2 protein-coding genes are annotated in these 21,315 nt (G+C 64.1%); both read left to right on the forward strand.

What is annotated here, in order from left to right:
* Positions 1 to 4 precede the first annotated feature (4 nt).
* Positions 5 to 13,003, forward strand: coding sequence for a non-ribosomal peptide synthetase (locus PDR5_RS11740; protein ID WP_064595547.1), 12,999 nt, complete (start codon positions 5 to 7; stop codon positions 13,001 to 13,003).
* Positions 13,000 to 21,300, forward strand: coding sequence for a non-ribosomal peptide synthetase (locus PDR5_RS11745; protein ID WP_064595549.1), 8,301 nt, complete (start codon positions 13,000 to 13,002; stop codon positions 21,298 to 21,300). Before PDR5_RS11740 ends, PDR5_RS11745 begins: the two co-directional genes overlap by 4 nt.
* The last annotated feature ends 15 nt before the right edge of the window (positions 21,301 to 21,315 follow it).

Consider the following 21,315-nt stretch of genomic DNA (forward strand, 5'->3'; position numbering starts at 1 on the left):
CCCCATGCAATTTCGCGAGCTGATGGCTGTTATTTCCACCCATGCGATCCGCCTTCAACAGGACGATGAAGACCTGGTCATTCTGGGCGATGACGACGCACTGGACGATGCGTTGTGGGACAGCCTCGCCAAACACAAGGCGCAGTTGCTGGAACTGGTGGCGAGCCACGGCGGCGACTGGTCGAGCCCGGCGCTGCGCATCACCCCGGACATGCTGCCGCTGGTGCAGCTGGATCAGTCGGCCATCGACCGGATCGTCGCCACCGTGCCGGGTGGCGTGGCGAATGTGCAGGACATCTATCCGCTGGCGCCGCTGCAGGAGGGGCTGCTTTATCACCATCTCTCCGCGCCTGAGGGTGATCCCTATGTGTCGCAGGCGCGGTTCACGTTCGACAGTCGCGAACGGCTGGAGGCATTCACCGAAGCGTTGCGTCGGGTGATCGAGCGCCATGACATTTTGCGCACCTCCATCCTCTGGGAGCATCTGGACGAGCCTGTGCAGGTGGTCTGGCGTGAAGCCCCGCTGGTCTGTGAGGAAGTCGATCTGAATGACCGTGAGGATGTACTCGCGCAATTGCTGGCACGCCACGACCCACAATACTTCCGCCTCGACCTGCAACAGGCCCCGTTGCTGCGGCTGGTGTTCGCCGAGGATCCGGCCAACGACCGGGTAGCTGCCTTGTTGCTGTTCCATCACATCATCATGGATCACCTCGCGCTCGATGTGGTGCGCCGGGAAATTCAGGCTTATCTGTCCGGCCGCGGCGCTGAAGTCGCGAGGGCGGTGCCATATCGTGACCATCTGGCGAGGGCACGCCTGGGGTCGGATGAGCAAGCGCACCAGGCATTTTTCCGCGAGATGCTCGGCGACATCGACGAGCCAACACTGCCCGGCGGCTTGCACGATGTACAAGGTGACGGGCAGGGCATCGAGGAAGTCTCGTGCATGCTCGACAGCGATCTGAGCCAGCGCCTGCGTACCCACGCGCGACAATCGGGGGTGAGCGTGGCGAGCCTGATGCACCTGGCCATGGCGCGGGTGCTGGGTCAGCTGTGCGGGCGCTCGGCGGTGGTGTTCGGCACCGTTTTGTTGGGACGGATGAACGCGGCTGACGGTGTCGAACAGGCCTTGGGGATGTTCATCAATACCTTGCCTTTGCGGGTGGATGTCGGCGCGTCGAGCGTTCATGACGGCGTGCTGACGACGCACCGGCGCCTGACCGCGCTGCTCGCCCATGAGCAGGCGTCCCTGGCACTGGCCCAGCGTTGCAGCGCCGTGGCGGTCCCGACGCCGCTGTTCAGCGCCATGCTCAACTACCGCCACAGCAGCGTGGAGGAAGTTGCCGAGGTGATCGAGCTGTCGCCGGGGGTGCAGGTGCTGGGCGCCCGCGAGCGCACCAATTACCCGCTGACCGTCAACATCGATGACCTCGGTCAGGACCTGCGCATCACGGTGCTGGCCGATGTGACGCTTGGCGCCTCACGCATCGCCGGTTACCTGCGCACGGCACTGGACAGTCTCGTCGATGCGTTGCAGAACAACCCGCAAGCCGCATTGCACAGCCTCAACATCCTGCCGCCCGCCGAGCGTGAGCACTGGCTGTATGGCGTCAATTCACCGAAGACGACGTTTCCCGATACGCCTTTGATCCATCAGCAGTTCGAAGCGCATGCGCACACTCGGCCCGAGGCGGTCGCGTTGCTGTTCGAGGGCCGTACTTACAGCTATGGAGCACTCAACCGACAGGCCAACCAGGTGGCCCATCGTTTGCTCGCCCTCGGCATTCGTCCGGATGACCGGGTAGCGATCTGCGTTGAGCGCGGCCCGCAAATGATCGTCGGCCTGCTCGGCGTGCTCAAGGCGGGTGCCGGATATGTGCCGATCGATCCGGCTTATCCGCTGGAGCGCATCACCTTCACCCTGCAAGACAGTGCGCCGGTGGCGGTGCTGATGCAGGCCGCGACTCTGGATCGGATTGCCGGGCTATCCGTGCCGCGGATCGACCTCGACGACCACGGATTGCACACCGAACCGGCGTTCAACCCGCAGATCCCGGACTTGAATCCGGCGCATCTGGCCTACGTGATCTACACCTCTGGCTCCACCGGGCTGCCCAAAGGCGTGATGGTCGAGCACCGCAACGTGGCACGCCTGTTTGGCGCGACCCACGATTGGTTCCGGTTCAACGGGCAAGACGTCTGGGCGTTGTTCCATTCGTTTGCCTTTGATTTCTCGGTCTGGGAAATCTGGGGTGCGCTGGCGTACGGCGGACAGTTGCTGGTGGTGCCGCAACACATCAGTCGCTCGCCGGACGAGTGTTACGCGTTGCTCTGCCGCTCGGGCGTCACTGTACTCAACCAGACGCCAAGCGCTTTCCGGCAGTTGGTCGCCGCTCAGGGCCGCAGCCCGTTGCAGCATTCGCTGCGCGAGGTGATTTTTGGCGGTGAGGCGCTGGAGCCAGGATCGCTCAAACCCTGGTACGCGCGGATCGGCAACGCTGGCACCCGGCTGGTGAACATGTACGGCATCACCGAAACCACGGTGCATGTGACCTACCGACCGCTGGCAGCGGCAGACGCGCAACTGACCGCCAGCAGCCCGATCGGCGTGCGCATTCCCGACCTGCAGCTATACGTCCTCGATGCCCGGCGGGAACCCGTACCGGCCGGGGTGACCGGTGAGTTGTATGTGGGTGGCGCCGGGGTTGCCCGTGGGTATCTGAATCGTGAGGCGTTGACCGCCGAGCGCTTCATCGCCGACCCGTTCAGTGGGCATGCCCAAGCGCGTTTGTACAAGACCGGCGATCTGGCACGCTGGACGGTGGACGGCGAACTTGAATACCTGGGCCGCAACGACGATCAGGTGAAAATCCGTGGTTTCCGTATCGAGCTTGGCGAGATCCAGGCACGTCTTGCCTCCTGCGACGGCGTGCGCGATGCGCTGGTGATCGCCCGCGAGGACAGCCCCGGCGATACGCGCCTGGTGGCCTACTGGCTGGCCGCCGAAGGTGTCGAACCGAGCGTTGCGCAATTGCGCGATCACCTGCTGGCATCGCTGGCCGAGCATATGGTGCCGGGTGCGTTCGTGCGCCTCGATGCCTTCCCGCTGACGGCCAACGGCAAACTCGATCGCCGGGCGTTGCCGCAGCCGGACAACGAAGCCTTCGCCCGGCGGGAGTTTGAAGCACCGCTTGGCGAAATCGAAACCCGCATCGCTGTGATCTGGCAGACCTTGCTCGGATTGGACCGGGTGGGCAGACATGACAATTTCTTCGAGCTGGGCGGGCATTCGTTGCTGGCGGTGAAGCTGATCGAACGCATGCGTCAGCAGGACATGCAGTGCGACGTCCGTGTGCTGTTCGGCCAGCCGAGCGTGGCGGCACTCGCGGCGACGCTCGGTAGGACCTCCACGTTCAGCGTCCCGGCCAATCGCATCGAACCCGGTTGCACCCGCATCACCCCGGACATGCTGCCGCTGGCCACGCTGGATCAAGCGGCCATCGACCGTATCGTCGAGACCGTCGAGGGCGGTATCGACAACGTGCAGGACATCTACGCCCTGGCACCGTTGCAGTCAGGAATCCTCTATCACCATCTGGCCATTGCCGACGGTGACCCGTACGTGTTGCAAGCGCAGTTCGCCTTCGACGGACTGGCGCAGATCAAGGCGTTCGTTCGCGCGTTGAACAGTGTCATCGCCCGGCACGACATCCTGCGTACCAGTGTGGTCAGGGAAAACCTCGACGAGCCGGTGCAAGTGGTGTGGCGTTCGGCGCCGCTGGCACTGGAGCGGGTGGATGCCGATCCGCAGGACGGTGATGTGTTGCAGCAAATGCAGGCGCGCTTCGATCCGCGACACTATCGCCTGGACTTGCAGCGTGCGCCGTTGATGCGCTTCGCCTACACCGAGGACCCTTTGCAAAACCGCTGGGTCGGGATCCTGCTGTTGCACCATATCGCGCTCGATCACACCGCGCTTGAGGTATTGGTGGCCGAGATGAGCGACGCCCTTGACGGGCAAGTCGGCGTGCTGCCGCCGCCCGTGCAATACCGCAACTATGTCGCTCAGGCCCGTCTCGGTTCGAATGCCGAGGCCCATGAAGCATTCTTTCGCGAGATGCTCGGCGACATCGCTGAACCGACCCTGGCGTTCGGCCTGCGGGACGTACTCGGCGATGGCACAAACATCGTGGACAGCGAGCTGGCACTGGATGAGCGTCTTGCCGCACGCCTGCGCCAACAGGCCCGCACGCTGGGCATCAGTGTTGCGAGTCTGGTGCATCAGGCCTGGGGCCAGGTACTTGCCCAGGTCTGCGGGCGCGAGGAAGTGGTATTCGGCACGGTGTTGCTGGGGCGCATGCAGGGGGGAGAGGGCGCCGATCGTTCGTTGGGCATGTTCATCAACACCTTGCCGCTGCGGGTCCATGTCGGGGCCACGGCGGTGGAGGCGGGTGTCAGGGCGACCCACGAGCGTCTGGCGCAACTGCTGGTGCATGAGCAGGCGCCGCTGATGCTCGCTCAACGTTGCAGTGGCGTGACGGGTTCGCAACCGCTGTTCAATACCTTGCTCAACTATCGCCACAGCGCGCAACAGACGGCGACGCCGGGCTGGGAAGGCATCCGGATTCTCGATTCTCGTGAGCGCAGCAACTATCCGCTGGTGGTCAGCGTCGACGACCTTGGACAGGGCTTTCGGCTTTCTGTGCAGGCATTGCCCGAAGTGGATGGCGCGCGGGTCTGCGATTACCTGCAAACGGCACTGCACAATTTGCTGAGCGCGCTGGAACAGGATCGCCATGCGCCATTGAATCAGGTGTCGATTCTGTCGGCGGCCGAACGCCAGCGCGTGCTGGTCGGTTTCAATGTCACCGGTCGCGACTTTGCCCACGGCCATGTTGTGCACCAATTGTTTGAAGCGCGAGCGGCGAGCCAACCCGACGCTGTGGCAGTGGTGCAGGGCGGGCAAAGCCTGAGCTACGACGGCTTGAACCGCCGCGCCAACCGCCTGGCCCATCACCTGATCGGTCTCGGTGTGCAACCGGACGACCGCGTCGCGCTCTGTGTGCAGCGTGGTGCGCAGATGCTGATCGGGCTGCTGGCGATCCTCAAGGCTGGCGCCGGCTATGTCCCGGTCGATCCGGCACATCCGGCAGAACGGATCGCTTACCTGTTGCAGGACAGCGATCCGGTGGCGGTGCTGGCACAGACGGCCACTCGCGACCTGCTGGGTGCCGTGCCGGTGATCAACCTTGACAGCGACGCCTGGCAGCATCTGCCGGACAGCAATCCACAGTTGCCGGACCTGACCCCCGAGCATCTGGCCTACGTGATCTACACCTCGGGCTCCACCGGCCAGCCGAAAGGCGTGATGGTCGAACACGCGACCCTGGAAAACCTTGTGCACTGGCACGCCGAAGCCTTCGACCTGCACGCCGGCAGCCACACCGCCAGCGTGGCCGGGTTCGGTTTCGATGCGATGGCCTGGGAAGTCTGGCCGGCGTTGTGCGTCGGCGCGACCCTGCACCTGCCGCCGGAAACGGTGAGCAACGAGCACCTGGACGAACTGCTCGACTGGTGGCGCGCGCAGCCGTTGCAGGTCAGCTTCCTGCCGACCCCGGTGGCCGAATATGCCTTCAGCCGCGGGCTGCAACACCCGACCTTGCGCACCTTGCTGATCGGCGGCGACAAGCTGCGGCAGTTCAACCGCGAACAGACCTTCGCGGTGATCAACAACTACGGCCCGACCGAGGCTACGGTGGTCGCGACGTCCGGCCGGGTCGAAATCGGCCAGCCGCTGCACATCGGCCGGCCGATTGCCAACGCCAAGGTCTATCTGCTGGATGAGCAGCAACGCCCCGTGCCAGTAGGTGTGACGGGGGAGTTGTACGTCGCCGGCGCCGGTGTCGCACGGGGTTACCTGAACCGTCCCGATCTGACTGCCGAACGCTTCCTGAATGATCCGTTCAACGAAGGACGCATGTACCGCACCGGCGACCTCGCACGTTGGCTGGCGGACGGCAATATCGAGTACCTGGGCCGCAACGACGATCAGGTGAAACTGCGCGGCGTACGGGTTGAACTGGGGGAAATCGAAGCCGCCCTGAGCAGCCATCCGGCAGTGCAGGACGCAGTAGCGCTGGTGCGCGACGGGCAATTGCTGGTGTGGTTCACCGAGCATGCGCCGACCGATATCGAAGCCCTGCGCAATCATCTGCAAACGCGTCTACCGCAAGCGCTGATCCCGGCGGCTTACGTGCGCCTCGACGCCTTGCCGCTGACCGCCAACGGCAAACTCGACCGCAAGGCCTTGCCGGAGCCGGATCAAAGCGCCTGGCTCAGCCGCGAATACGAAGCCCCGCAAGGCCCGGTGGAAACCGCGCTGGCGCAGATCTGGGCTGACGTGTTGAAACTGGAGCAGGTCGGACGCCACGACAACTTCTTCGAACTGGGTGGCCACTCGTTGCTTGCCGTCAGCCTGATCGAACGCCTGCGCCAGATCGGCCTGAACACCGACGTGCGTGTGCTGTTCAGCCAGCCGACCCTGGCCGCCCTGGCCGCAGCGGTGGGCAGCGGTCGCGAAATCGAAGTGCCGGCCAACCGCATTCCTGCTGATTGCACCCATATCACCCCGGACCTGCTGAGCCTGACCGAACTGGATCAGCCGAGCATCGACCGGATCGTCGCCAGCGTGCCGGGTGGTGCGGCCAACGTGCAGGACATTTATCCGCTGGCGCCGTTGCAGGAAGGCATCCTTTATCACCACTTGAGCGCGGAGCAGGGCGACCCGTACCTGCTGCAATCATGTCTGGCCTTTGCCAGCGTCGAGCGCTTGCACGCTTTTGCCAACGCCTTGCAAAAGGTGATTGCGCGCCACGACATCCTGCGCACCAGTCTGGTGTGGGAAGGATTGCCGAGCCCGCAGCAAGTGGTATGGCGAGAGGCCGAGTTGACGGTGCAATCGGTCGATTTGAGTCCGCTGGACGGCGATATCCTCCATCAGTTGCGTGCACGCTTCGATGCCCGGGATTTTCGTCTCGACCTCGGTCAGGCACCGCTGATCCGTCTGGTATATGCCGAAGATCCGCTGCATGACCGGGTGGCAGGCGTGCTGTTGTTCCATCACGTCGTGCTGGATCACACCGCACTGGAGGTGGTTCGCCGGGAAATGCAGTTGTATCTGCCGGGGCAGGTTGAGTCTTTGCCGCCCGCCGCCCCCTACCGCAACTACGTCCATCAGGCCCGCCAAGGCATCAGCGAGGACGAACACGAAACCTTCTTTCGCGAAATGCTCAGCGACATCGACGAACCGACCCTGCCATTCGGCTTGCAGGACGTACAGGGCGACGGCCGCAACATCGAGGAGCACTCGCTGGCGCTGCCGGTGGAATTGAATCGGCACCTGCGCCGCCAGGCGCGGCAATACGGGGTCAGCGTCGCGAGCCTGTTTCATCTCGCCTGGGCGCGGGTGCTGGCGGCGACCTCCGGACGCCGGGACGTGGTGTTCGGCACCGTGCTGCTGGGGCGCATGCAAGGCGGCGAGGGCGCGGATCGGGCTTTGGGGATGTTCATCAACACCTTGCCGCTGCGCGTGGAGGTTGACGGGCAGAGTGTGAGTGAAGCGGTTCGCACGGTTCATGAGCGGCTGGCGGCTTTACTGGGACACGAACATGCGTCGCTGGCACTGGCTCAGCGTTGCAGCGCCGTGGCCGCGCCTTTGCCGCTGTTCAGCGCGGTACTCAACTATCGACACAGCGGCCACGACGTTGCGCGAGAGCCTGTTGATCCGGTCTGGCAAGGCATCGAATTCCTGGCCCAGGACGGGCGCACGAATTATCCGCTGACCTTGAGCATCAACGACCGGGGCGATGGCTTCAATCTGTCGGTGCTGACCCCGGATCATGTGGGGGCGCAGCGGGTCTGCGAGCTGATGCACACCGCTCTGACGGAGCTGGCGACAGCGTTGGCTGACAACCCCGGACAGGCCTTTGAACGTCTCAACGTCCTGTCAGCGGTGGCGCGCGCGCAGCTGCTTGGCGACTTCAATGCGAGCTCCACCGGTTACCCGTCAGCGCAAGGTGTTCATCATCTGTTCGAAGCGCAGGTTGCGCGCACGCCGGAGGCCGTGGCGGTTCAGGCGGGCACGCAGCGCCTGACGTTCAGGCAATTGAACCAGCGCGCCAATCGCCTGGCCCATCATCTGCGGGGGCTGGGGGTCACTACCGAGACACGAGTGGCGATCTGTCTCAAACGCAGCCCGGACATGCTGGTCGGCTTGCTGGCGATCCTCAAGGCCGGCGCCGCTTATGTACCGGTCGACCCGGCTTATCCGCCCGAGCGAATCGCTTACATGCTGGCCGACAGTGCGCCGAGGGTGGTACTGGTTCGCGACGTAGCTTTGCCGAATCAGGCTGGCATACCGGTGATTGATCTTGCCCATGAGACCTGGCAAGACCTGTCGGTTGCTGATCCGCAGGTTGCCGAGTTTACGCCGGACGACCTGGCCTACGTGATCTACACCTCAGGCTCCACCGGCCAGCCGAAAGGCGTGATGGTCGAACACGCGACCCTGGAAAACCTTGTGCACTGGCACACCGAAGCCTTCGACCTGCACGCCGGCAGCCACACCGCCAGCGTGGCCGGTTTCGGTTTTGATGCGATGGCCTGGGAAGTCTGGCCGGCATTGTGCGTCGGCGCGACCCTGCACCTGCCGCCGGAATCGGTGAGCAACGAGCACCTGGACGAGTTGCTCGACTGGTGGCGCGCGCAGCCGTTGCAGGTCAGCTTCCTGCCGACCCCGGTGGCCGAATATGCCTTCAGCCGCGAGCTGCAACACCCGACCTTGCGTACCTTGCTGATCGGCGGCGACAAGCTGCGTCAGTTCAATCGTGAGCAGAGCTTTGCGGTGATCAACAACTATGGCCCGACCGAAGCCACAGTGGTCGCCACCTCGGGTTCGGTTGAAGTCGGGCAGCCGCTGCACATCGGCCGGCCGATGGCCAACGCCCGAATCTATCTGCTCGACGACCAGCAACGCCCCGTGCCGGTGGGCGTCACGGGCGAGTTGTATGTCGCAGGTGCGGGCGTGGCGCGGGGTTACCTCAACCGTCCCGATCTGACCGCCGAACGCTTCCTGAATGATCCGTTCAACGAAGGACGCATGTACCGCACCGGCGACCTCGCACGCTGGTTGGCAGACGGCAACATCGAATACCTGGGCCGCAATGACGATCAGGTGAAACTGCGCGGCGTGCGGGTTGAACTGGGGGAAATCGAATCGGCGCTGGCCAGCCATCCGGCGGTGCAGGACGCGGTGGCGCTGGTGCGCGACGGGCAATTGCTGGTGTGGTTCACCGAGCGTGCGCCGACCGATATCGAAGCCCTGCGCAATCATCTGCAAACCCGATTGCCGCAAGCGCTGATCCCGGCGGCTTACGTGCGACTCGATACTTTGCCGCTGACCGCCAACGGCAAGCTCGACCGCAAGGCCTTGCCGGAACCGGATCAGAACGCCTGGCTCAGCCGTGAATACGAAGCCCCGGAAGGCCTGGTGGAAACCGCGCTGGCGCAGATCTGGGCCGATGTCCTGAAGCTGGAAAAAGTCGGTCGCCACGACAACTTCTTCGAACTGGGCGGCCACTCGCTGCTGGCCGTGAGCCTGATCGAACGCCTGCGCCAGATCGGCCTGAACACCGACGTGCGTGTGCTGTTCAGCCAGCCGACTCTGGCTGCATTGGCTACGGCAGTAGGCAGCGGTCGCGAAATCGAAGTGCCGGACAATCGCATTCCTGCCGACTGCACCCGCATCACCCCGGAGCTGCTGAGCCTGACCGAACTGGATCAGTCGAGCATCGACCGGATCGTCGCCAGCGTGCCGGGTGGTGCGGCGAACGTGCAGGACATTTATCCGCTGGCGCCGTTGCAGGAGGGCATTCTTTATCACCACTTGAGCGCGGAGCAGGGCGACCCGTACCTGCTCCAATCGCGGCTGGCCTTCGACAGCCTCGAGCGAGTCGACAGCTTTGTCGCGGCGCTGCGCCAGGTCATTGCCCGTCACGACATCCTGCGCACGGCGGTGATCTGGCAGAAGCTGGCCGAGCCGATGCAAGTGGTCTGGCGTCACGCAGACTTGCCGGTGCAGGAAATAGTGCTCGATCCGGCGGATGGCGACATCCTTGACCAGTTGCACGAGCGTTTCGATGCCCGGCACTACCGCCTCGACATCAGCCAGGCGCCGTTGCTGCGTCTGGTGTATGCCCGTGATCCGGCCCACGACCGGGGGGGCGCGATGTTGCTGTTCCACCATCTCGTGCTCGATCACACCGCGCTGGACGTGGTGCAGCAAGAAATGCTCGCCTGCCTGCAAGGGCATGAAGCTTCGTTGGGCGCGGCCGTGCCTTACCGCAACTACGTGGCACAGGCGCGGCTGGGTGTCAGCGAGCAGGAGCACGAGGCGTTCTTCCGCGACATGCTCGGCGACATCGACGAGCCGACCCTGCCGTTCGGCTTGCAGGATGTGCAGGGAGACGGTCGCGACATCGAGGAAACGCAACAGGCCCTGACCGCCGCCACCGGCCAGCGTCTACGCAGCCTCGCGCGGCAACTGGGCATCAGCGTGGCCAGCCTGTTCCACCTCGCCTGGGCGCAGGTGCTGGCGGCGACATCCGGGCAGGAGCGGGTGGTGTTCGGCACGGTGCTGATGGGCCGGATGCAGGGCGGCGAGGGGGCCGACCGGGCGTTGGGGATGTTCATCAACACCTTGCCGCTGCGGGTCGACCTGGGGGCAACCCCGGTGCGTGATGGGGCTCGGGCGACGCATGCGCGGCTCAGTGCGCTGCTCGGTCATGAGCACGCCTCGCTGGCGCTGGCCCAGCGTTGCAGCGGCGTCGCCGCGCCGTCACCGCTGTTCAGTTCGATGCTCAACTACCGGCACAGCGCCGACGCGGCGCAACAGCAAAACCGGCGTCAGGCCTGGCAGGGCATCGAGACCCTGAGCAGCGAAGAGCGCACCAACTATCCGCTGAGTCTGGGCGTCGATGATCTGGGCAGCGGGTTCGTGCTCACCGCCATGACCCCGGCGAGCATCGGCTCGCAGCGGATCTGCGACTACATGCAGACCGCGCTGGAGCAACTGGCGGATGCTCTGGAGCAGGCTCCGGATCAGCCGCTGAACCGCTTGCCGATCCTTGACGGCGCAGAACGTCAGCGGGTGCTTTACGACCTTAACGTCACCGGCACCGCCGACGATCTGGAGCAAACCGTTCACGCTATGTTCGAGGCGCAAGTGCAACGCACGCCGCAAGCCATCGCGTTGCAGGCCGGTGAGCAGCGGCTGACCTACGCCGAACTCAACGCACAGGCCAATCGCCTGGCCCATTACCTGCGTGAGCTGGGCGTGGGGCCGGATTCGCGGGTGGCAATCTGCGTCGAGCGCGGGCTGGAGCTGATCGTCGGACTGCTCGGCATTCTCAAGGCGGGTGGTGCCTATGTGCCGCTGGACCCGGTGTACCCGGCGGAACGTCTGGATTACATGCTCAAGGACAGCGCGCCGGTAGCGGTGCTGGTGCATGGGGCGACTCGCGCCTTGCTCGACGAGAGCACTGCGCGGGTGATCGATCTGGATCAGGCGCAATGGACATCCAACCCGGAGGACAACCCGCAAGTACCGGGCCTGAGCGCTTCGAACCTGGCTTACGTGATCTACACCTCCGGCTCTACCGGGGCGCCGAAAGGCGTGATGGTCGAGCATCGCGGCGTCGGCAATTTGCTGCACTGGAGTTCGCAGCTGTGTCCCGTCGTGACGGACGGCGCCCTGTTGCAGAAGACCCCGTTCAGTTTCGACGCCTCGGTCTGGGAGCTGTTCTGGCCGTTGAGTGCCGGGTTGCGTCTGGTGCTGGCGCGTCCCGACGGACACCGTGAACCGGCGTATCTGGCGCGGGTGATTCGCGAACAGCGGATCAGCGTGATCCAGTTTGTGCCGGTGCTGTTGCAACAGTTCCTCGAGCAGGACGATGTCAGCCAGTGCAGCAGCCTTACCGACGTGTTCTGTGGCGGCGGCGACCTGACACCGGCGCTGGCTCGCCGTGTGCGCGAGCGTTTGCCGCAAGTGCGCTTGCACAACGTTTACGGCCCGACCGAAGCCACGGTCGACAGCACGGCGTGGACGTTGGAACCGTCGATGTCGGTACCGGACAGCGCGTTGCCGATCGGACGGCCGATCAACAACACCCGTCTATATGTCCTCGATGCCGCTCAGCGGCCGGTGCCGATGGGCGTGATCGGTCAGTTGTTCATTGGTGGTGCCGGGGTTGCGCGGGGTTATCTGGGCCTGCCGCAATTGATGGCCGAACGGTTTATCCCGAGCCCGTTTGTGGCCGGCGACCGGTTGTACGCCACGGGCGACCTGGTGCGTTACCGCGCCGATGGCCAGCTCGAATTCATCGGGCGCAACGACTTCCAGGTCAAGCTGCGTGGCCTGCGTCTGGAACCGGGTGAGATCGAAGCGCAACTGCTCAGCCATCCAGCGCTGCGCGAAGCCGTGGTGCTGGTGCGTGAGGAGCGTCTGGTGGCGTACTTCACCCGGCATGCCGACGCCGGGCAACCGGGGATCGAGGCGTTGCGCGAACACTTGCTGGCACGCTTGCCCGATTACATGGTGCCGTCGGCATTCGTCGCGCTCGACAGCCTGCCGCTGAGCCCCAACGGCAAGGTTGATCGCAAGGCGCTGCCCGCACCGGATTCGGCTGCGGTCAGCCGCCGCGAATACGAAGCCCCTGTCGGCGAAATGGAAACCCTCCTCGCGGGACTGTGGTGCGAATTGCTCAAAGTCGAGCGCGTCGGGCGACAAGACCATTTCTTTGAACTGGGTGGGCATTCGTTGCTGGCGGTCAGTCTGATCGGGCGCCTGCAACAGGCAGGTATCGAAGCCGATGTCCGGACGTTGTTCGAGCAACCGACTCTGGCTGGTTACGCGGCTATCACGGAAAGAATGGAGATCGTCCTGTGAGCCTGAATGAACTGTTGGCGACGCTGAAGACAAAAGACATCCAGTTGGCAATCACGGACGGGCAATTACGGGTCAATGGCAACAAGCAGGCCCTGAGTGAACCGGCCTTGCTGGCCGCATTGCGCGAGCACAAACCAGCATTGATCGAGCTGATCGAGGCGGGCGGTTACTCGCCCGCACGGGAAGGGCAGGTTGCAGTGCCGGTCAATGGCATTTCACCGGGCACAACACGGGTCACCCCGGCGATGCTGACAATGGTTGACCTGAGCCAGGACACCCTCGATCAAATTGTCGCGCAGATCCCTGGCGGCGGCGCCAATGTCCAGGACATCTATCCACTGACGCCGTTGCAGGAGGGCATCCTCTACCACCACGCGAGCGCTGCACAGGGTGATCCGTATGTGATGCAGGCGAAATTCGCGTTCAGCGGACCCGAGCGGTTTGAGGCATTCGTTCAGGCTCTGCAGACTGTCATCGAGCGCCACGACATTCTGCGCACCGCCATCGTCTGGGAAGGACTGGACACGCCGGTGCAGGTCGTCCTGCGAAGTGTCGAGTTGCCTTTGGAGAACGTGCAGCTTGATGCGGCTGAGGGCGATGTCCTTGAGCAGTTGCATGCGCGATTCGACGCCCGGCATTTCCGTCTCGACGTGACACGTGCGCCGCTATTGCGCCTGGCTCATGCCTGGGATGCAAAGACCGGGCGTATCGTCGCGATATTGCTGTTTCACCACATGGCGATGGATCACTCGGCGCTCGCGGTGGTCAGCGAGGAAATGCAGGCGTGCCTGTCAGGACAGAGCACCAGACTGGGAGCGCCCGTACCGTTTCGCAATTATGTCGCCCAGGCGCGGCTAGGCATCAGCGAGTCCGAGCACGAGGCGTTTTTCCGCGAGATGCTCGGTGACATCGACGAGCCGACGTTGCCGTTCGGCCTGCAGGGCGTGCATGGCGACGGCAGCGACATCGAAGAGTGCGGTGTGCCACTTGACCCGTTGCTGGGGCAGCGCCTGCGAGCCAGTGCCCGCTCGCTCGGGGTGAGTGTCGCGAGTCTGTTCCATCTCGGCTGGGGGCAGGTCCTGAATGCACTCACCGGCAAGTCCGCCGTTGTGTTCGGTACCGTGCTGATGGGGCGGATGCAAGGGGCGGAGTCGACCGACCGCGCGCTGGGCATTTTCATCAACACCTTGCCGCTCCGGGTCGAGGTCAGCGCGCTGGCAGCGAGTGAGGCGGTGAAGGCCACCCAGGCACGTCTGACGAGCCTGATGCGCCATGAGCACGCCCCGCTGGTGCTGGCCCAGCGCTGCAGCGGGGTGGTCGGGTCATCGCCGCTGTTCAGTTCGCTGCTCAACTACCGGCACAGCACCTCGAGTGCCAATGCCAGTGCCGAAGCGCTCTCGGCCTGGGAGGGGATCAGCGTCCTGCATGCGGAGGAACGCACCAATTACCCGCTGACCTTGAGCATCGATGACTTTGGCGATCACTTCAGCCTGACGCTGCTGGCCACCCGTGAAGTCGAGGCGCAGCGCATCTGCGGCTATATGTTGTGTGCCATGGAAAACCTGTTGCAGGCGCTGGAGCACGCGGCGGATACGCCGCTGAGTCAACTGTCGGTGTTGCCCGCCCCGGAGCGCGAACAGCTGTTGACGGGGTTCAACGCCAGTGATGTCGAATACGTTCGCGGACAGACAATTCATCAACGCTTCGAGGCGCAGGTCGTCGCGCGACCGCAAGCGCTGGCGGCGGTGCATCTGGACAAGCAACTGACGTTCCACGAACTGAACCGCCAGGCCAACCTTCTGGCGCATCGCTTGATCGATCTGGGTGTGCAGCCGGATGACCGGGTAGCCATCGTCGCCCGGCGAGGGCTGGATACCCTGGCCGGATTGCTCGCAGTCCTCAAGGCAGGCGCCGGGTATGTGCCGATCGACCCCGCGCATCCGGCCGAACGCTTGAATTATCTGCTGAGCGATTGCGAGCCAGTGGCGATTCTGACCTCGAGTGACCTGCTCGCACGGCTGCCGGGACAGGAGTTGCCGGTGCTCGATCTTGATCCGCGCACCTGGTGCTCAGGCAATGACGCAAACCCGGTGGTATCAGGTCTGTCCGAGGCGAACCTGGCTTACGTGATCTATACCTCCGGCTCCACCGGTTTGCCCAAGGGCGTGATGGTCGAACACCAGACACTGGCCAATCTGGTCGACTGGCACTGCAACGCGTTTGACCTGTGTGCCGGCCGCCATACGTCGAGTCTGGCCGGGTTCGGCTTCGACGCGATGGCATGGGAAGTCTGGCCAGCTCTGTGCGTCGGCGCGACCCTGCACCTGGCGCCTGCGCAGGACGGCGGCGAAGACGTCGACGGGCTGCTGGCCTGGTGGTGCGCGCAACCGCTGGACGTGAGTTTCCTGCCGACGCCCGTCGCCGAATACGCCTTCAGCCGGCATCTCGAGCACCCGACATTGCGTACCCTGTTGATCGGCGGCGATCGCTTGCGTCAGTTTTCGCGCAATCAGCATTTCGATGTGATCAACAACTATGGCCCGACCGAAGCCACCGTAGTCGCTACGTCTGGACGGATCGAGGCGGGGGAGGCGCTGCACATCGGCAAACCGGTGAGCAATACCTCGGTGTATCTGCTCGACGAGCAACAGCGTCCGGTGCCGATCGGGGTGCCCGGCGAGCTGTATATCGGTGGCCGAGGCGTGGCGCGCGGTTACTTGAACCGCGCGCAGCTGACTGCCGAACGCTTTCTGCCGGACCCCTTCAGTGAACGACCGAATGCGCGTCTGTATCGCACCGGCGACCTTGCCCGCTGGCGCCGGGACGGGACGATCGAATATCTGGGGCGCAACGATGACCAGGTGAAAATCCGCGGCGTGCGTATAGAACTGGGGGAAATCGAAAGCCGTCTGCACCAGCTTCCCGGCATTCAGGAAGCGGTGCTGCTGGCCCGTGAAGACGAGCCCGGACAACCACGGCTGGTCGCCTATTTCACCGAGCAGGCGCAGGTGCAGCCACTGGCTGTGGCGCAACTGCGCGAGCATCTGCTGGGCCAGTTGCCCGAGTACATGGTGCCGGTCGCGTTCGTCAGACTCGACAGCCTGCCGCTGACCGCCAATGGCAAACTGGATCGCAAGGCCTTGCCGTTGCCGGAGCGCACGGCGCTGCTCACTCGTGAATACGAGGCGCCGCAAGGCGAGCTCGAATGCACGCTGGCGCAGATCTGGGCCGAGGTTCTGCAGGTCGAACGGATAGGGCGTCAGGATCATTTCTTTGAGTTGGGCGGCCATTCGTTGCTGGCCATGCGCATGGTCGCGCAAGTGCGTCAGCGGCTGGGCGTGGAGCTAGCGCTCGGCGAGTTGTTCGCCAATGCCGAGCTGGCGTCGGTGGCGCAGTCGCTTGCCCAGGCCGGACGCTCGACGCAGCCGCCGATCCTGCCGGTGCCACGGGAAGGCGCATTGCCGCTGTCGTTTTCCCAGCAGCGCTTCTGGTTTCTGGCGCAGATGGAAGGTGCCAACACCGCTTACAACATTCCGATCGGTCTGCGTCTGCGCGGTGTGCTCGACGCCGATGCGCTACAGCGGGCACTGGCCCGGATTGTCGCCCGCCACGAAAGCCTGCGCAGCCGTTTCACGCCGTACAACGGCGAAGCCCAGGTGCTGATTACTCCGCCCGACAGCGGTGTGCTGCTGCGGGTCGAGGACCTGCGCCAGCACCCGCAGGCCGATGAAGCCTTGCAGGCGCTGATTCAGGGGGAAGCTTCCGGCCCGTTCGACTTGCAGGATGATCCGTTGATTCGCGGACGGCTGGTGCGTATGGCCGACGATCACCATGTGTTGCTGATCACCTTGCATCACATCATCTCCGACGGTTGGTCGATGGAGGTGCTGACCCGCGAGCTGATGGCGTTGTATCAGGCTTTCAGTCAGGGGTTGGCGGACCCTTTGCCGCCGCTGGCGTTGCAATACACAGACTATGCCGTCTGGCAGCGACGCTGGCTGAGCGGGGAGGTTTTGCAGCGCCAGAGCGAATACTGGCAACGTACGCTGGCCGATGCGCCAGCCTTGCTGACGTTGCCTGCCGACCGACCGCGACCACCGCAACAGGATTACGCCGGCAGCAGCGTCGAAGTGTGCCTGGACGAGCGCTTGAGCGCCGGGCTCAAAGCCTTGAGCCAGCGCCATGGCGTGACGCTGTACATGACGATGCTGAGCGCGTGGGCGATGCTGCTCGGTCGTTTGGCCGGGCAATCGGACGTGGTGGTCGGCTCGCCGGTGGCCAACCGTTTCCGGGCCGAAATCGACGGACTGATCGGGTTGTTCGTCAATACCCTGGCGTTACGCATTGATACTTCCGGTGAGTTGAGCACCGAAGCGCTGCTGGCGCGGGTCAAGGCGCTGACCCTGCAAGCCCAGGCCCATCAGGACCTGCCCTTCGAGCAAGTGGTGGAAATCGCCCGACCGGCCCGCAGCCTGGCCCACAGCCCGCTGTTCCAGACCATGTTCAACTGGCGCAACAGCGACGGGCCGGTATTGGCGCTGGGGGATCTGACCCTGGAAGCGGTGGCGGAGCCGAGTCACTTCGCCAAGTTCGACCTGACCCTGACCCTGGGTGAATCGCCCAACGGGATAAATGGCTGGATGGAGTACGCCACAGCGCTCTTCGATGAGGCGACGGCACGGCGTTATGTCGGTTATTTCCAGCGCCTGTTGCAGGCCATGGTCAACAACGACCAGGCAGTGCTGGAGCACGCGCAGATAATCGAGGATCAGGAACGCACGCAGTTGCTCGACGAATTCAACGCCACCGCACGGGATTGTCCGCAAGTGCTTACCGTGCACCGGGTCTTCGAGATGCAGGCCGCCGAGCATCCGCAAGCCGTTGCCGCGGTGCACGGGACGCAGGTGTTGAGTTACGCAGAACTGAACCGCAGCGCCAACGGCCTGGCGCATCATCTCATCGCTCAAGGTGTGCAGCCCGGCGATCATGTGGCGATTCTGTTGCCACGCTCGCTGGAACTGTTGATCGCGCAGTTGGCGATCATCAAGTGTGCGGCGGCCTATGTGCCGCTGGACATCAACGCACCCGCCGAGCGTCAGGCATTCATGGTGCAGGATTGTCAGGCGGTCGCGCTGTTGACCGGCAGCGATCAGGCCATCGAGTACCCGGTGCGACGAATGGATCTGGATACCCTGGCGCTTGCCGGGAGCCCTTCGCACAACCCGGATCTGCCTCAGTCCTCGGAGGCGCTGGCGTACATCATGTACACCTCGGGCTCCACGGGCACGCCGAAGGGGGTCATGGTGCCGCATCGCGGCATTACCCGCCTTGTGATCGATTGCGGCTACGCCGATTTCAACCCGAGGGACCGGGTGGCATTCGCTTCGAACCCGGCGTTCGACGCGAGCACCATGGATATCTGGGGCGCCTTGCTCAACGGTGGCCAGGTGGCCGTGATCGATCATGGGATTTTGCTCGACCCACAGGCATTCGGCCGGGAGCTGAGCCGGTGCGGGGCGACGATCCTCTTCGTCACCACCGCGTTGTTCAATCAGTACGTGCAATTGATTCCCGAAGCGCTCAAAAGGCTGCGCATCCTGCTGTGCGGTGGGGAGCGTGGCGATCCGGCAGCGTTTCGAAAGCTGCTCGCCGAAGCGCCGGACCTGCGCCTGGTGCATTGTTATGGCCCGACCGAAACCACGACGTACGCCACCACCTTCGAAGTGCGTGAGGTGGCGCCGGAAGCGGATAGCGTTTCGATTGGCGGCCCCATCGGCAATACCCGCGTGTATGTGCTGGATAACCGGCAACAACCGGTGCCGTTCGGCGTCACCGGTGAGTTGTACATCGGTGGTCAGGGGGTTGCGCTGGGCTATCTGAATCGGCCTCAACTGAGTGCCGAGAAATTCCTCCGGGATCCGTTCAGCGACAACCCGCAAGCCTTGATGTATCGCACGGGCGACCTGGTGCGCTGGCAGGCGCCGGGGCGACTGGAATGTATCGGCCGCAATGATGACCAGGTGAAGATTCGCGGCTTCCGCATTGAGCTCGGAGAAATCGAAAACCGCCTCTTGAGCTGTCCGGGGGTCAAGGAAGCGGTGGTCCTGGCCCGACGCGACGGACAGGAGCCAACGCGGCTGGTGGCCTATTACACGGCGCACGATCCTGCATTGCAGAGCGCTACTCTGCGCGCACTGCTGCAAGCCAGGTTACCGGAGTACATGGTGCCGAGCGCCTGGGTGGCGATGGCGAGCCTGCCGCTGAACAACAACGGCAAGGTCGATCGCAAAGCCTTGCCGGCGCCGACACACCAAGCGCTGGTCATGCGTGACTATGAAGCGCCGGCCAATCCTCTTGAGGAATCACTGGCCGGGCTCTGGGCGCAAGTGTTGCAAGTCGACCGGCTAGGCCGCCATGACAACTTCTTCGAACTGGGCGGGCATTCGCTGCTGGCGGTGCGGCTCGTCGATCTGATGCAGAAGGCCAACAGGCCGATTTCGTTGGCCGAGCTGTTCCAGCATCCCTCTGTCGAGGGGGCTGCCACGCTGCTGTGCCAGCGCAGTGACGCTGTGCCGCTCCATGACGGCGTGGTCGTGGTGCGGGCAAGCGAGCGGGGCACGCCGTTGTTCCTGGTGCATGAGTTCAGTGGTCGGGACCTGTATTTCCCGGCGCTGGGCCTGCACATCGGCGGCGAGTTCCCGATTTACGGCTTGCCGGGTATCGATCCCGGTATGACGCAACTGCGCACCATGGAGTGCCTGGCGGCCCGGCTGGTCGAAGTGATCCGCGCCACACAACCCCACGGCCCCTATCGGCTTGCCGGCTGGTCGTTCGGTGGTGTGCTGGCTTATGAAATCGCGGCGCAACTGCTCGGGATGGACGAGTCAGTGGCGTTTGTCGGGCTGATCGACTCCTACGTGCCACGTCTGGCCGATCCAGACAAGGCGCTGTGGAACGATACACATGTGCACAAGCGGCAATTGCTTCTGCATTGCACGGCGCATTGGGCTGGACGCGAGACGCAGGGGCAGCAGGCACTGGCGCGTCTGGCCGTGTTGCAGACCGAACTTGAGCAGTGGGCGTTCGCCGATTTGTTCAACCATTGTCACGAACAGCAGTTGCTCAGACCCGAGCTGGCGGCTGTCTCGTCGGCGGATGCCTGGCATTACCTCGACCGGGAAGTGGCCCACGGGCATGCGTTGGCGCATTACCGGATCAACCCGATCGGCCTGCCGTTGCATCTGCTGCGTGCCACGGAGCGTTCGGCGCAAATGTCACGACTCAGCGCCACGCGCGGTTGGGCTGAAGAATTGCCAGGTGCGCAATTGCACTGCATCGACGTACCGGGCGATCACCAGAGCATGATGAAAGCACCGCACGTTCAGGCTCTGGGGCAGGCCCTGACTCAGGCGCTGGAAACGGCAACTGCGCCAGCGCCAGCGGCCTATCAGCCGATCCTGACCATTCAGACCGGTCACACCGGACATGCACCGATTTTCTGCGTGCCGGGTGCCGGCGACAGTGTTACCGGGTTCCTCCACCTGACCGAGGCGCTGGGGCCGGAGTGGCCGATTCATGGGCTGCAACCCCGAGGCCTCGACGGCGCGACGGTGCCGCACAGCCGGGTCGAAAGCGCCGCCACGTTCTACCTGCGGGCGCTTGAGCAGTTGTATCCGCAAGGGCCGGTGCATCTGATCGGGCATTCGTTCGGTGGTTGGGTGGCTTACGCCATGGCGGCGCAGTTGCAGGCGGCGGGGCGTGAAGTGGCATCCCTGACGCTGATCGACAGTGAATCGCCGGGCGGCAACAGTGTGGTGGGCAAGCCTTACACCACGACGGCGGCGCTGTTGCGGCTGATCGAGTCGCTGCAACTGTCCAGCGGCAAGTCCCTGGGCATCGATGCGCTGACCTTCGCCGAAGCCGACGACAGCACGCAAATGCGCCTGCTGCACGAGGGAATGGTGCGCGCGGGTATGCTGTCGGAGCGCGCGTCACTCGATGCGATGCAGGGCCCGGTGCGCACTTTCGCCACCGCACTGCGTACGGTCTATCGGCCGGCGCTGGCCTACACCGGTCCGGTGCGTCTGGCGCTGGTGGACGACCCGACGCTGGACGCCTCGGGCAACCAGCGCGAACAGGCGGCGATGCTCGAAGGCTGGCAGCGTGAGGCCAGGGATCTGGCGGTGTGGTACGGCCCGGGCAACCACTTCACGATCCTCAAGGCGCCCAACGTCTTCAGTCTTGCAGCGTGGTGGCATGACGGGCTGACGGTGGCGGCGGGGCAAGTGTTGTCCTGATTGAAGTTTTTATCC

The sequence above is a fragment of the Pseudomonas sp. DR 5-09 genome, from assembly GCF_001655595.1.
Classification (GTDB): Bacteria; Pseudomonadota; Gammaproteobacteria; order Pseudomonadales; family Pseudomonadaceae; genus Aquipseudomonas; species Aquipseudomonas pharyngis.